Annotated in this window: 8 protein-coding genes; 4 read left to right on the top strand and 4 right to left on the bottom strand. The window is 68.2% G+C overall.

Annotated elements, in window-relative coordinates:
• Window positions 1-28 precede the first annotated feature (28 nt).
• Together GobsT_RS23820 and mnmG are read right to left on the bottom strand one after the other, a co-directional pair.
• Window positions 29-610: a response regulator gene (locus tag GobsT_RS23820; protein ID WP_010038808.1), complete on the bottom strand. Its 582-nt coding sequence runs from the start codon at window positions 608-610 to the stop codon at window positions 29-31.
• Between the two features lie 601 nt (window positions 611-1,211).
• Window positions 1,212-3,047: a tRNA uridine-5-carboxymethylaminomethyl(34) synthesis enzyme MnmG gene (gene mnmG / locus GobsT_RS23815; RefSeq protein ID WP_010038811.1), complete on the bottom strand. Its 1,836-nt coding sequence runs from the start codon at window positions 3,045-3,047 to the stop codon at window positions 1,212-1,214.
• Between the two features lie 215 nt (window positions 3,048-3,262).
• Between mnmG and GobsT_RS23810 the strand changes: the two genes are divergently transcribed.
• The 4 genes from GobsT_RS23810 (at window position 3,263) to GobsT_RS23795 (ending at window position 10,276) form a co-directional block, all read left to right on the top strand.
• On the top strand, window positions 3,263-5,281 hold the full coding sequence (locus GobsT_RS23810) for an RNA polymerase sigma factor (protein WP_010038813.1): 2,019 nt from the start codon (window positions 3,263-3,265) through the stop codon (window positions 5,279-5,281).
• Between the two features lie 614 nt (window positions 5,282-5,895).
• Complete coding sequence (locus GobsT_RS23805) at window positions 5,896-7,662, top strand: serine/threonine protein kinase (RefSeq protein WP_109570902.1); 1,767 nt, start codon at window positions 5,896-5,898, stop codon at window positions 7,660-7,662.
• A gap of 40 nt (window positions 7,663-7,702) precedes the next feature.
• A complete protein-coding gene (locus tag GobsT_RS38935) occupies window positions 7,703-8,227 on the top strand; it encodes a hypothetical protein (RefSeq protein ID WP_010038816.1) in 525 nt (174 codons plus the stop codon).
• 78 nt (window positions 8,228-8,305) lie between these two features.
• A complete protein-coding gene (locus GobsT_RS23795; RefSeq protein WP_010038818.1) occupies window positions 8,306-10,276 on the top strand; it encodes a phospho-sugar mutase in 1,971 nt (656 codons plus the stop codon).
• A gap of 54 nt (window positions 10,277-10,330) precedes the next feature.
• Here the strand turns inward: GobsT_RS23795 and GobsT_RS23790 are convergent, their stop codons facing one another.
• Both GobsT_RS23790 and GobsT_RS23785 read right to left on the bottom strand, forming a co-directional pair.
• On the bottom strand, window positions 10,331-12,205 hold the full coding sequence (locus tag GobsT_RS23790; protein WP_010038820.1) for a serine/threonine-protein kinase: 1,875 nt from the start codon (window positions 12,203-12,205) through the stop codon (window positions 10,331-10,333).
• Entirely contained in the window at window positions 12,202-14,478 is a 2,277-nt protein-coding gene (locus tag GobsT_RS23785; RefSeq protein ID WP_029600843.1) for a hypothetical protein, read from the bottom strand. Before GobsT_RS23785 ends, GobsT_RS23790 begins: the two co-directional genes overlap by 4 nt.
• Window positions 14,479-14,934 lie beyond the last annotated feature (456 nt).

Raw genomic sequence — 14,934 nt, 5'->3', positions numbered from 1 at the left:
ATTCCGAACCCCCGCGCCGCTTTCCGAATTAAGCCAACACCCCGGTCTCGATGTCCAGTTGAGCGCACATCTTCTCGATCAGATGGTCCACGTCGAACGGCTTCGGCAGGAAGTCGTCGGCCCCGGCGAGTTTCAGCTCTTGCACCTTGTCCTCTTCGATCATGCCGGAGATGCAGATGATGCGCACGTCCTCCATTGAGGCGTCGGCGCGGACCCGGTGGCACACTTCTTTGCCGTTGATGTCGGGCAGCATCACGTCCAGGATGATGAGGTCCGGGCGGTAGTCCTTCACCATCATCCCGGCGTCGAACCCGTTGGACGCGATCCGCACCTCGAACCGGCCGTCGGCCTGGAGCGCGTCGTTGACGACCTGGACCAGTTCCGGCTCGTCGTCCACCAGCAGCACCTTGCGCTTGCCGCTCTCCAGGGCGTCCGTCGGGATGCCGTTGTCCTTCATGAACTTGTACAGCGCCTCGCGGGGGATGCGCCGGAACTTGCTACCCGGAACGCGGAACCCCTTGAGCTGGCCGTTGTCGAAGCAGCGGATGATGGTCTGCTGGGAGACCTTGCAAATCTTGGCCGCTTCGCCGGTCGTGAACACCGTCTTCATACGCGCATCCACCTGGCCGGCTCAGCCGGCTCGCATGGGGGAGATCCGCGCACGGCCGAAACGACCGAGCCGAGCGGCGGACCGAAACAATTCGTCCGTGACTCACGCAGGACACATCCGGCACCGCGCGGCGCCTCAACAAGAGGCGAGTGCTGCGGCGGAGAGGCAAAACAGCGGACCAGTCCGGGGTGAAGCGACAGTGGCGGTGGCATAGATCGGAGCGGCCTCAACTGCCTCACCCCATCATACCCCGGCCCCCTGTCCGATCAACGGTGCGAACTTCACGACGACCAGGCGATTTGCCCAGCCGGCCCGAATCCCGCCCGCGTCACCGACACAAGGCGCCCAGAGCGCGCCGCCCAAGCTCCACCCGCGCGAACCGCGCCGCAAACTTCTTCCAGCCCCGGGCTCCTGCCGACTCGGTCGCGGAACTCATCGTCTCCGTAGCTACCGTAGCCCGACCGCTTTACCCGCTTTCTCCCACAGGAGGGCGGGAACTCGTCCGGCTGTGACGGACGCCCAGAGCGTGCCTCCGCGACCGACCCCGCGGGTTTCACCGGTTACCCGGCTTCTCCCCAACGGGCAAGCGGCCCATAACGGCTCAATCCAGATAAAGCAACAGCATTGCGAGGTCGGCCGGGGTGATGCCGCTGATGCGGCTCGCCTGGCCCAAGCTGACGGGCCGAATGCGACTCAGCTTCTCACGGGCCTCGTGCCGGAGCTGTCCGACCCGGGCGTAGTCGAACGCGTCCGGAATGCGCCGGTTCTCCAGCCGCTGGAACCGCTCCACCTCTGCGGCTTGCCGGTCGATGTACCCGCTGTACTTGGCTTCCAGAACCACCTGCTCGACCACGTCCGGGCGGGCGTCCCACTCTGCCAGGGCCGGGCACCGGGCGACCACCTCGCTCCACTCCACCTCGGTGCGGCGCACCCAGGTCGCCAGCGAGTCGCCGCCGCTCTTAGTGGACCTTAGCACGCCCTGCAGATCGGAAATGCCCTTCTCCTTCCGCTCGAACCGCGCCCAGTCGGCGACGCCCACGGACCCGACCTTCCGGCCGAGCGGGGTGAGGCGCCGGTCGGCGTTGTCGTGCCGCAACAGCAGCCGGTACTCGGCCCGGGAGGTGAACATCCGGTACGGCTCGTCCACCCCTTTCGTCACGAGGTCGTCGATGAGCACGCCGATGTACGCGGCGCTGCGGTCCAGGACCAGCGCCGGCTCGCCCTTGAGCTTGAGGGCGGCGTTCAGACCCGCCACGAGCCCCTGCGCCGCCGCCTCCTCGTAACCGGTGGTGCCGTTGATCTGGCCGGCGAAGTACAGCCCCGCGACCGGCTTCGTTTCGAGCGTCGGGTGGAGCTGCGTGGGCGGGGCGTAATCGTACTCGACCGCGTACCCCCAACGCATCACTTCTGCGTTCTCCAAGCCGGGGATCAGTTTCAGCATCGCGGCCTGCACGTCCTTGGGCAGGCTGGTGCTGATCCCGTTGCAGTAGTACTCGCGGGTGTTCAGGCCCTCGGGCTCCAGAAAGAGGAGGTGTGAGTCCTTGTCCGCGAACCGCACCACCTTGTCCTCTATCGAGGGGCAGTAGCGCGGCCCGCGGCCACAAATCTGCCCACTATACATGGGGGCGCGGTGGAGGTTCGCGCGGATCAGGTCGTGAACCGCCGCCGTGGTTTCCGTCGAATGGCAAACCACCTGCGGAACCGTGATCTTCTCCGTACTGAAGCTGAACGGGCGCGGGACCGGGTCGCCGGGCTGCTCCTGGCACTTCGAGAAATCGATGGTGCGGCCGTTAAGCCGGCAGGGCGTGCCGGTCTTGAAGCGGGCGAGTTCGAACCCGGCGTCCGCGAGGCTAGCACTCATCCCTTCGGCCGAGGCGTCGCCGGCGCGCCCGCCGACGGTCTTCGCCTCCCCGGTGTGCATGATCGCTTTGAGGAACGTGCCGGTCGTGAGGATGACCGCGGGGGCAAGGTACCGGGTGTCGCCGCGCGCCACCACCCCGACGACGCGGCGCGTGGCGGGCGAAGCGGAGTCCGCGTGCGGCTCGAGCAGCAGCCCTTCTACAAGTTCCTGTCGAAGGGTGAGGTTCTCCTGGTCCTCCACCCACCGCTTCATCGTGAACTGGTAGAGCTTCTTGTCGGCCTGGGCGCGGGGCGAGTGCATCGCCGGCCCTTTGGACGCGTTAAGCACCCGGAACTGGATGCCGCTGGCATCGATGCACTTCCCCATCACCCCGCCGAGCGCGTCGATCTCGCGGACGATCTGCCCCTTGGCGACCCCGCCGATCGCCGGGTTGCAGCTCATCTGCGCCACCGCGTCGGCGTTCATGCTCAGCAGGCACGTGCGGAGCCCGAGCCGGGCGGCGGCCATTGCCGCTTCCGTGCCCGCGTGCCCCGCGCCCACCACCACCACATCGAACCGGTACTCCAGGTCGCTCACAGCCCCCTCCCCCACGCGCGTCGGCCGACGGTACGCTGAAATCCATGATAGCCGTTCTCGACGGCGCGCACGGGACCGAATCCCTCCCGTGCGGGGCACTCGTGATTGAGGGCGCCCCACGCCAGCGGGAGGGGTCCGGGAACCCGATTTTTTCCGAATCGTCGTGTCGCGGCGAGCGGGCAGGGGCACTAATGGGCCGAAGCGGGAGGACAGCCATGCCGTTCGGGTCGTTCGTGCGACAACTGGGCGAAGGGGCCGATTCGGAGCTGCTGGATCGGTTCATCGTGGGTGAAGACCAGTCGGCATTCACCGCCCTGGTCGGCCGGTACACGCCGACCGTTCTGGGCACCTGCCGGAGGGTGCTCGGGCACACCCAAGACGCGGAAGACGCGGCCCAGGCGGTGTTCTTACTGCTCGCCCGCAACGCGGCCCGGGTTCGCCGCCCGTCCGCGCTGGGCGCGTGGCTGCACGGGGTGGCGGTGCGTGTGGCCCGCAAGGCCCGGCGCCGGCGCCGACGGGTGCAACCGCTCCCCGGCTCATCGCCCCCGGCCGCACCGCCAGCGCCGAGCTGGGAGGACGCGCGGCTGGTGATCGACGAGGCCCTTGCCGCGCTCCCCGAACCGCTCCGCGCGCCGCTGGTGCTGTGCTACCTCGAAGGGCTCACCCGGGACGAGGCGGCGGCCCGGCTCGGCTGGCCGCTCGCGACGCTCCGCGGCCGGCTCGAGCGGGGCCGCGAGAAGCTGCGCGCCCGGCTCGCGCGGCGCGGGTTCGCGCTCGCGGTCGGGCTCCTTCCGGTGCTGCTCGAAACGCCCGTGGCCGCGGCCCCGAATTGGAGCGCGCACACCGCCGCCGTCGCAACGGGTACCGCCCCGCCCACGCCGGCCGTCGCCGCACTTGCTACTGGAGGATTTCCCGTGTTCCGACCGCTCGTTTGTTTCGCCGCGCTCGCCCTCGCCGGGGCCGCAACTGCCGGTTGGTACCTGACCGCGCCGCCCGAACCGATCGCTCCGCCGGCGCCGAAGCCCGTCGCCCGCGCGTTGGCCCCGGACCCGCAAGCCGGCTTGCCAGAGAAGTTACTTGAAGGCGCGTGGCAATCCACCGCCGCAGGCGACGGAGCTGTGCGGACCGAAACCCTCCGGTTCGTGGACGGCAAGCATCTGGTGTGGCAGGTCCACCTCCGCAGCCCGGGTGTCGACACGAACGCCACGCTCCGGGGCCGGTACGAGTTGAAGAACGGCACCCTGACCTATCAGGTAACCGACCGGTGGGCCGGTGAAGAGAGCGTGCGCGTGCGCCCCGAGGACGCGCTGCGTAAGTACCAGCTCACCTGGGCCAAAGACCGCACCGAATTCGAGCTGAAGAACGCGGACACGGGGACCGTCCGCAAATTCCGCGCTCTCAAGGACAAGGAGACAGTCGCGCCGGTGCCCGATGCGCTCAAAGCGATCGAGCGAAAGATCCAGAAGGAACCGAAGTACGTCGGCGAACCGCGGTACCTGCTCCTGGCGTTCGGCCCCGAAGCCAAGTTTCTGGTTTGGGCGGTGTCAGACGGGACCACGCTCTACGTCGATCGCAACGGCAACGGCGACCTCACGGACGACGGCGAGAAGTTCGCCCGCCCCAAGCGGGACCACACGTCCGGAACGCGGCGCGCGCTCACGTTTACGGGAATCGAGTTGACCGAGCCCGGTGGGACGACGCACAAAATTGAGGTGCTCACCGTCTTGTACCTCGAAACCGGGAGCGTGGCCGCGGACGTGCTCGCGCAAGCCAAGGGACGCCCCCTCCAGAGGGCGCTGGGTGACCTCTGGTGGGGGGACGCGGCGAGGACCGCGCAGGTGCTCCTGTTCGGCGGCGCGGAGGTGGTCTGCCGCCCGTGGGTCTCGGGCCGATCGCTGCTGAACGCCGCCGCACCGGCCGAATTCACGGTCCAGGTCGGCACGCCGGGGATCGGCCTGGGCAGCTTCACCGCCTTCTCGAACGACCAAGTACCGAAGGGGGCCGGGCCGGTGGCGGAAATCGAGTTCGAACCGCTCGTGGCCGGAGCGAAACCAATCACCGTGACGGTCAACCTCACCGACCGCGACAGTGGAGACAAGTTCTTCGCTCGGGTGACCGTCCCGGACGGCGTCAAGGCCGGGGTGGAGGCGGCCAAGGTGAAGCTGAGCTTTCCCAACTGTCCGTGGGGACCGGTGGGCGCGTCCACCCACCGCGTCGATGTGAAACCGAAATAGGCCGGTTGCGGCGTTCGAGCGAAACGACCTGTTGGAGAACGGCGAACGCCGTAAGGCCCGAACTTCAGCGGCTCGCCCACCGCATTTGAAGAGGAGAGGCCCCAGGCACGGCGAACCGGGCCTGGAGCACCCGATCACATCGGCCGAGTCAGGTCAATATGCTCACGGCCGCGGATCGGGAAGCGTCCATGAGCACATCACCGTCGAACCCTCGGCACTGGCCGCGCGCCGCTTCCGTCACCGCCAAGCGGCGGTGATCCGCTGATAAAATCCGCAGCGCCCGGCCGCGCCCGGGAGTGCGGTGATGAACACGTTTGAGACCGTTCGTGGTGCGTGAGAGTCGTTTTTCACAATCGCACGCTTCCCATCGCGCACCCGTCGATTATGATTCGGGGAACTTGTATGCGCGGGTCGCAGGTAAACGACTTTAACGCACCCAATCCCGCTCTTTACGTCCAATCCTTTACCGAGTGAGGCCGCCCGTGCCGATCCCCCTCACCGCCGGAACCGAGACCGGTGCCCCGGAGCCACTCGCGTCGTTCCCGGTCCCCGACTCGCCACCTACTCCCGTCAACGCGAGCGAAGACACAACAGATACCGCTGCCCGAATCGTCATGAACCGCGGACCCGAGGATACGTTCCAACTGCCCCAGATCCCGGGCTACGTGGTGGAAAAGTTCGTTGCCTCGGGGGGCACCGGGGTCGTATTCCGCGCCCGCCACCTGGCCACCGACCGGCTCGTGGCGCTGAAGCTCATCAGCCCGCGCGGCGCCAGCGACGAGATCGCGCACGAGAGGTTCCTGCGCGAGATCCGCACCCTCGCCCAGATCAAGCACCCGAACGTGGTGCCGGTGTACGACGCCGGCAACTGGCATGGGTTCCCGTACTGCACCATGGAGTTCGTCGCGGACGGCACACTCAACGGCCACCTCGAGCGGTTTCGTAAGGATCACCGCGCGGCCGCGGCGCTACTGGCGAAGGTGGCCCGCGGGGTCCAGGCGCTGCACGACCAGGGGATCATCCACCGGGACCTGAAGCCGCTCAACATCCTGATCGGGCCGGACGACGAACCGCTGGTCGCGGACTTCGGGCTCGCGAAGTGTCTCGGCGACGAGTCGGACCTCACGCTCACCGCGCTGCCGCTGGGGACGCGCATGTACATGGCCCCCGAGCAGACCCTGGGGCGGCGGCAGGATTACAAGGCTCCGTGTGACGTGTGGGCGCTGGGCGTGACCCTGTACGAGGTGCTGACCGGGCACCGCCCGTTCGCCGACGACGGGCACCACGACGTGTATCACGTGATCCGCACGGCACAACCGGTGCCGCCCGCTGCACTGTATGCGGACGTGCCCGCGGCGCTTCAAGCGATCGTACTCAAGTGCCTCGCCAAGCGCCCGGGGGACCGATACCCGACCGCCGCCGAGTTGGCAGACGACCTCGACCGCTGGCGCCGCGACGAAGCGGTTCGCGCGCTGCTCGAGTCTCAAGCCGAAGCGGCCGCGCGTCAGGCAACCTTGCCCGAGAAACCGCTACACTGGTGGCGAAGCCGTCGCGTACTCATCGCCGCCGCGATTGCCCTCGTCGCAGTAATCACGACAGCCGCATTACTTCTGCAGAAGCCGCCCCAAGACGAGCCACCTCCGACCGAGCGACGGCCTCCAGAACCCTCATTCGGTGAGCGAATCGCAGCCGGCGGGCCGGTCGCGATTACCGACGACACCGGGCTCCCGTTGATCGAACCGGTTAACGAGCCGGACCACACGCTGATGCGCGACACGATCGACAACTACGTCAAGTTCTCACACACGGGCACCGGGATGGCGAACATCCTTGACCAAGAGCTTCCGCCCGACTACCGGGTCGAGGCCATGATCGGGACAACGTTCAACACCACAGTCAATGCGCGAGCCGGCATTTACGTCGGCCGGCGACTGTGGGAAGGCCTGCCGTTCAAACACGAATCGTTTTTCGCAGCAACCATTGGCCCCGAGTTCGTTAATGCGGAGCGCCGCCTCGCCGGCACCTTCGAGAGGTACTGGTGGGCGCGCCACGAGAACGGACTCACTGGCAACCACTTGCGGGCGTGGTCACGCTGGCACCCGGAAAACAAGAACGAAAAGCTGCGGTTCGCGAAAGTGCGGATCGATGTCCGCGGGGACGCCATCGAAGGGGAGGTCGACGGGCACCCGATTCGACCACTTTCCGCAGGCATTATTGGCGTGGACCTCAACAGCGCGCTGCCATTCAATGGGCTGGGCCCAGCGCTATCGGAATACACGTTCCGCCCCCCTTACCTCGGCAAGGGAATCGGCATCTACTGCCACTCGTGCGACTGTGTCGTCCGCAACCTGACGGTGACTAAGCTGGCCCCGAAACCGTAACATCACAACCCTTACCCTATGCTCATCAAGGGATTTTACCGTGCCCAAACAGCCCAAGGAACCTACTATTAATTCTGCGACGAAACGGCAGGCCGCCAAAAAAGTCGCCGCGCCGAAACCGGCCGCCAAGAAGACCGCGGCCACGCAACCAGCGGTCAAAAAGCCGGCCGCAAAGAAAGCCGCCAAAAAGAGTTCGGCACCGGCCCAGTTCACCGCGCTGCTCGTCGACGCGGCACCGGCCATCACGTCGCCGGCCGCCGGCCCGGTCACGGCGAACACAGCTCTGACGGTGACCATGACCACGAACCGCAACGACCTGCCCTACGAGATCACGCTGCTTGACACGACCGGCGCTCCGCCCTCGGTCGTATACACGGCCGTTGTCCCGGCCCCGGGTGTGAGCCCGTTCACGCACACGATCCCGGCCGCCAACCTCACACCGGGGCGCACGCTCAAGATCCGTGTGAAAGTGGACCCGGCGGCCGGCTCGACCCCGCCGAACGGCACCGACGAGGTCATCGTAAACACCCTGAATTCCTCTTCCGCATCGCGGGCGGCGCAGTAGTCTCTGGCGCCGGGCGCCGGTAGAAAACCCTCCCGGCGCGGGTCGCAAAGACCTCGCGCCGCCCGCGAGGACGCATACATGGATCTGCTTTCTGACGCCCGGGCCGGGTTCGCCGGTATCGACGCCGACGCCGCGCTCAAAGAGAAGGCGCTCGGCAACCTCGAGACCTGGCTCACACACCCGGACTTTGCGGCCTACCGCCCCCAAATCGAGCACCTGTGCGGCGCCGGCGCGTGGTCCGTTCTGCTCGACTCCTTCTACCAGGTGATGCCGTTCGGCACCGGCGGGCGCCGCGGCGCGGTCGGCATCGGCCCGAACCGCATGAACCTGTGGACCCTCGGCGCCAGCGTCCAAGGGCACTGCGAGTACCTGCGCCAGCGGTTCCCCGGCGTCGCGCCGCTGAAGGTGGTGCTCGCGTTCGACGTGCGCCAGTTCGAGGACAAGCGCAAGGTCTACAACCCCGCCCTGCCGAACCCGGTGCTGCACCTGTCCAGCCGCGAGTTCTGCCAGCACGCGGCCGGGGTGTACGCGGCCAACGGCATTCAGGCGCACATCCTCCCGCCGGACAGCAAGCGGTACGTCCCGACCCCCGAGCTGTCGTTCACCGTCCGGTTCCTGCGGGCGCACGGCGGGCTGAACATGACCGCCAGCCACAACCCGCCCGACGACAACGGGAGCAAGTTCTACGACGACCGCGGCAGCCAGTTGGTCCCGCCCGAGGACCAGCTCATGAGCGAGATGGTCGATCAGGTCACGGCGATCAAGCACGTCCCGTTCGCCGACGCGGTCCGCGCCGGCAAGGTGCAGTTCCTCGACGACGCGCCGCACCGGGCGTTCATCGACCTGTGCCGGCACGAGAGCGTGCTGGGCGTGCCGAAGGCGGACGAGCTGCGGGTGGTGTACACGCCGATGCACGGGTGCGGCGGGTTCTGCGCCGGCGAGGTGCTGGAAGCGCAAGGGTTCCGGCCGATCCCGGTGCCGGAGCAGGCGACCCCGGACGGCCAGTTCCCGAACGTCACGAAGACCCCGAACCCGGAGGTGCCCGAGTGCATGGACCGGGCCGAGCGGGTCGGGCTGGAGACGGGCGCCGACCTCATCATCTCCACCGACCCGGACGCCGACCGGCTCGGCGGCATGGCGAACCGCTCGCCGGACGGAAAGGGCACGTTCCGGTTCCTGACGGGCAACGAGATCGCGGCCCTGCTCACGCACTTCAAGCTGGCCCAGCTCGCGCGCTCGGGCTCCCTGCCCGCCGCACCCATCGTCATCACCACGGAGGTGACCACCGGACAGGTCGCCCGCATCGGCCGGCACTTCGGGGCGCAGACGATCGCGGACCTGCTGGTCGGGTTCAAGTACCACGCCGACGCCCTGTGGCAGATCGAATCGACCGGCCAGTTCGGCGACGTCCGCGGCACGCTCAAGGATTTCGTCATCGCGAGCGAAGAGAGCCACGGGATCATGGCGACCGCCGGGGTCCGCGACAAGGACTCCGCCTGCGCCGCGCTGCTGCTGGCCGAGGCGGCGCTCTACCAGAAGCGCCAGGGCAGCACGCTCGTCACGTACCTCGACGAGCTGAACCGCCAGTTCGGGTACTTCCGGAACGAGCTGCTGAACATCGTGCTCACGGGCCTCGAAGGCAAGGTGAACATGGGGCGCATGCTCGACGCGCTCCGGAGCAGCCCGCCGAAAACGATCGGCGGCCTGCCGGTCACGGGCTTCGAAGACCTTCAGGACGAGAGCGGGCGGATGGGGCCGTTCAAGGGTGACACGGATAAGGCGGCGCGCAACTTCCTCATCTTCCGGCTGACCGGGGACGGGATCGGGGCGAAGGTGTGCCTCCGCCCGAGCGGCACGGAGCCCAAGGCCAAGGCGTACATTGAGGTATCGTGCCAGCCGTGGAAGCCCGGAACGCCGCAAGCGGACTGGGACGCCGCGTGCGCCGAGATCGACAAGCGGGTGCAACTCCTCGCGACCGACTTCCTGACGCAGGCGCTGGCGACCATCGGCCAAGCGCCGACGCCCGGGGCCGACAAGCTCAGCCGCTAACCGCCCATAAAACGTCGGTCGCAGACACAACACCCGGGGGCGGTCCAGGTGTGGTCATTTCTGAACGCGGAACAGGAGTTCCGCTTCCGAAACCGCCCCCGGGGACGTGGGAGCGGCGCCAGCTTTCTTGACGACGACCCCGCGAACGGTGGAAACGAGCGCCGCGCGGTCCTGCGGGGTGGAGTACGTGGTGAACCGGCCGCTCTTGGCGCCGGGCGGGAACGCGGGTTGGTCCCCGGTCGTCGCGATCACCCGGAGCCGTTCGTGGCCCTGACCGTCCGTCGGAAGGCTTTCGAGAACGTAGCTGGCGTTCCCGGGAACCACCCGCTCCGTGCCGGCGGTCAGCCGGTCGTCGAGCTCGTTGTCGTTCGGGAACAGGCGGGTCACTTGCCCGCCCGGTTCGAGCACCCACACCGACACGCGACAGTCCGCTGCGGCCTTCAAATGCAACTTCATCGGCGTCCCGGGTACCAGTTGCAGCGAGCCGTCGGCCGCCTTCTTCGCCGCCGGGGCGGACAGGTCCACCTTGAGCTCGAAATCACTGCGTGCGATGCCGGGCCATGCGACCGCCTCGCCGACCGCCTGCTGGACCGCCTCGACCGGACGCGGCTCGGGGTCTGCCGCTTTCGGCTTGTCGCGGGTTAACAGGAACGCGGCCACGCACGCCAGCACCGCCGCCACACCCGCGAGGGCGAACGCCACCAGTTTACCGCTCTTGGTGCGCCGCCCGGGGCACTCCTGGGGCGCCGGTTCGACCGGCGCCGCGGGTGCGGCTGGGGGCGCCGGCCGAGCAGCGGCCGGTATCGGCTTCGCCAGCGCGGCCCCGAGCGACGGAACCGAGTCCGCCACGTTCGCGAGCGGCACGCGGCCCAGCGACGGCACGCTACGGGCCTTCGGGAACGGGATCTTTGCCGCCGACGGGGTCATGCTGGTCGAAGGCGTGAGGTACTGGTCGGCGATCGGGCCGAGCGCCACGAGCAGCTCTTGGGCGTCGGCGAACCGGTCCGCCGGCGCCTTCGCCAGGCACCGGAGGCACAGCTCCTCAACATCGGCCGGAATGTCGGCACGGCGCTCGCGGGGCGGCACCGGCGGCTCCATCACCACCTTGATGAGCAGGTCGGTGACGCTGTCCGCGTGGAACGGGGCCGTGCCCGTGAGCATGAAGTACAGGATCGCGCCGAGCGAGTACACGTCGGCCGCCGGGCCGACCTCCTTGCTGTCGCGGGCCTGCTCGGGGGCCATGTACGCGGGGGTGCCGACCACCTGCCCGGTGGTGGTCAGTTGGGCGTCGGCGGACGCCCGCTTGGCGAGCCCGAAGTCGGTGACCCGGGGCCGCTCGTCCTTGTCGATCAGCACGTTCGCGGGCTTCAGGTCGCGGTGGACGATGCCGTGCCGGTGCGCGTGAGCCACCCCGCTCACGGTTTGGAGGAACAGCGATACCAGCATCGGGATCGGGGCGGCCGGGTGCGCGTCGATGTACCCGCGGAGGTTCGGCCCCTCGATCAAGGCCATCGTGAAATACGGCTTGCCGCCGATCTCATCGATGTCGTAGATGGGAACCACGTTCGGGTGGTCCAGGGCGGCGGCGGCCCGGGCCTCCTGGAGGAACCGCTGGGCGGCCTCTTTGTCTGTTCCGGTGTCCAGTATCATCTTGAGCGCGACGAGCCGGTCGAGCCCCTTCTGCCGGGCCTTGTAAACGACCCCCATTCCGCCGCGCGCGAGTTCACCGTCGAGCTGGTACTTCCCGAAGTTGCTGCCTTCCCCCACGTCCATGATCTCGGTAACGGTCATGGCCGACGGTCGCACGCGCACCACGGTCACGTCCGCGGCGGTGGCCGCGGCGTCGCGCTCGGTGTCGTCGGCGGCCTGCCCGCGCGGCTGGCTCACGGCGGTCTGGTCGTGCGGCGTGTTCGGCAAGGGCGGGGTCATGCGTTCCCCTGTGTCGGTTGGCGGTGGGTGGGACTGAAGAGACGGCGGCCGGCGCGGAACAGTGCGGCAACGTACCCGCGTGCCCACCACCCCACAACCGTCCCGAGCACCCCGGCAGCGGCGTAGGCGTAGTGGTCGGGCGCCGACACCGAGGCGGAAACCGGTTCGACCGGAACGGTCGTTGCCGGTCCCCCATCGGGGGACCGCTCTCCCCCGGGCAGGGCGGTCGGCGTAACGGCATTCGGGTTAACGTTCGTCGACGGGAGCGTCTCCGGATTCAAACCGACCAGCGCGACGAGCACCTGCTGGTCGGCGCCGGTCGCCTCACGGTAGATCCGATCGACGAGCCCCAAGCTGTCGCCCGCGGACTCGCTGAACCCGGTAACCGCACGAGACTGGTCGAGCGGGAGCACCGGCGGGAGCGGGTGCCGCCCGTCCGCCCCAAGGTACACGGGCAGCGCATCGTTCTTCGAAAAGGGCTGGTTGTGCGCGGGTGGCACGGCACCGCCGCGCGGGCCCTGTGGGCCCTGCGGACCGTCTGGCCCGCGCGTGCCCCCCCCGGTCGCACCCAGGTACGCCAGGCGCTCGCCCTCGCGCGCGCTCCGCTGCTCGTCCTCGCGCCCGGCGTCACGCTGCCCTTCCTCGCGCGCGCTCGCGCGTTCGGCAGGACCCTGCGGGCCTTGTGGGCCTTGCGGGCCTTGTGGGCCCTGTGGACCCTGCGGGCCTTGTGGCCCCTGCGGACCCACCGGCCCCTGCGGACCCACCGGACCTGCCGGAGGTGCAAAAACGTTCGGCCCACGCGGGGCGCCGAGCGGGGGCGGAGCCCCGGGGCCGCCCGGGCCGATGGTCGGGGCCGGCGCGGCGGGGAGCCCGGGACCGGAGAGCGGGGTACCCGGGGTGCCCGGCGGCGGGGTTCCGGGACCGGGGGGCGGCGCGATAGTGAGCGCGACGAGCGCGACCGTCGGCGGGGGGTAATCGCTGATGAACTGGCTGCCCACAAATCCCGATCCGCCGACCACGCCCGGCAGGTTCTGGAGTTCGAAGACGAGGGGGAGCTGCCCGATAAACAGCGGATCGTTCGTCGAGTAGGTGATCCCGCCCGGCGTCGCCAGGAACGCGTTGATGTCCGCCAGCTCACCGGAGAGCACGAGCGCAGCGCCGCTCGCGGTCACGGACAAGCCGGCCGGAACAGTCGCGGGATCGAACGTGAGCGAGCCCACGCCGGGCGTGATGGTGAGTGTGTGTGTGTCTTCGGGCAACTCGGCCGGGTCGACTACCTTGTACAGCCCCGCCAGGCTGAACGGCTCCCCCCCGCCGGGGCCGAGCACCGCCGGGGCCAGTACCACTGCCGGGGCGAAGAACCGCAGGCCGGCCGTCACCGGGAACACCTGCTTGGAGTCGCTGGCGGTGCTGCCATCGGATAAGTAGGATTCGCTGTCAGTGACCGTGCCGGCAGCCTTCAGTGTGGCTCGCCCGCTGAACCCGGCCGGCGGGACCAGGACGAGGGAGTTGAGCAGCGCCCGGAACGCCAGCGGGTTGGTCCCGGAGAGGTTCCACTCTCCCGGCCCCGCGGGCGTGACGGCCGTGCCCCCCGCCCACAGAGCGAACCCACCGGAGAGCCGCGCGTCGTCGGCGATGAGAGTGATGGTGAGCGCGAGCGTCTCCGACCCGTCGGCGTCGAACCCCGTCGAAACCGCGAGGAAATCCGGCGGGAACGCGAACGGGCGGTCTGGGAGCCGGATCTCGGTTGTGGCATCCCAGAACGCGTAAAGGGTCGACGCGGATGGCAGCACCTGCACAGTCAGCAGGCCGGCGTCCGTCATCGAGTCCGCGCTGTCGATGACCGCCAACCCGATGGGCACATCGCCCCCCACCCCCGGAAAGGCCGTAAACGTGAACCCGGCCTGGAGAAGGCTACTGATGGCAGTGCTGCCGCCGACGAGTTGCACGATCGCGGTGCCGTCGCCGGTAACAGCAACATTCAGGGACGAAGCGAGGGCCTCGTCGACATCGAGCAGCCCCGCCGGCGTACTCAGGGTAGCGGTGAGGGTCGAAGTGACCGGGGTGAACACGTCGAACGAGTTGCCGCCGAGCGTCGGGTTACCGCTGATGACGAGGCTGCCGCCCTCGGTGACTTGGAGGTACGGGTCCGTCGGCGGCGCAAAGGTCGGCGAGGTGACGACGGGCGCGAGCAGCTCACGTTCCTGAAGCCGTTCGACGAACAGCCGCGCGCGGTATCGCGGCAGTTCGGATCTGGTACGGAATCGTAGCATGCTTCGCCAGCGGTGCATCGCGCCCTCGGTTGAACTCGGGGCCTGGGTGAACCTCCGCTGGCTACCGACCTCAGGTCCGATATGGGAGGTGGATCGGTAGCGTCGCAGCGCGAGCGAGGTTTTTCCGGAACTGGACGACTCTAGCATTTTTTCGACCCCGGCGCGCCGGCGGTACAACCGTTGTAATGGACCCAGTCGCCCCCCCCTGCAGCACACGCCGGCCCTGAGTAACGGACATTCCTGCACGGACGAAACTGTATCGCGGCAGTTAAATTGCGAGCCCCGGCACTAGATCATCCTGTCGGAATCCCCATGCCATGAGTGCGGCGAACTCCCCCAAGTTCACACGTAGAGTGGGTGACTATCATGCGTAAACTTGAAAGAATTTTCAACAATATAATTGTAATATTATTTAATTGTATTATAGATCATGATAGGTCAGATTGATCTGTGGCC

The organism is Gemmata obscuriglobus (genome assembly GCF_008065095.1).
GTDB lineage: Bacteria > Planctomycetota > Planctomycetia > Gemmatales > Gemmataceae > Gemmata > Gemmata obscuriglobus.
Note: the sequence above shows the minus strand (reverse complement) of the source record. Positions and strands in the feature narration are given on the sequence as shown.

Bases quoted from the DNA above. Each gene is read 5' to 3' on its own strand.
- GobsT_RS23820 (WP_010038808.1), bottom strand. From the start codon at position 610: ATGAAGACGGTGTTCACGACCGGCGAAGCGGCCAAGATTTGCAAGGTC.
- GobsT_RS23810 (WP_010038813.1), top strand. From the start codon at position 3,263: ATGCCGTTCGGGTCGTTCGTGCGACAACTGGGCGAAGGGGCCGATTCG.
- GobsT_RS23805 (WP_109570902.1), top strand. From the start codon at position 5,896: ATGAACCGCGGACCCGAGGATACGTTCCAACTGCCCCAGATCCCGGGC.
- GobsT_RS23795 (WP_010038818.1), top strand. From the start codon at position 8,306: ATGGATCTGCTTTCTGACGCCCGGGCCGGGTTCGCCGGTATCGACGCC.
- GobsT_RS23790 (WP_010038820.1), bottom strand. From the start codon at position 12,205: ATGACCCCGCCCTTGCCGAACACGCCGCACGACCAGACCGCCGTGAGC.
- GobsT_RS23785 (WP_029600843.1), bottom strand. From the start codon at position 14,478: ATGCTACGATTCCGTACCAGATCCGAACTGCCGCGATACCGCGCGCGG.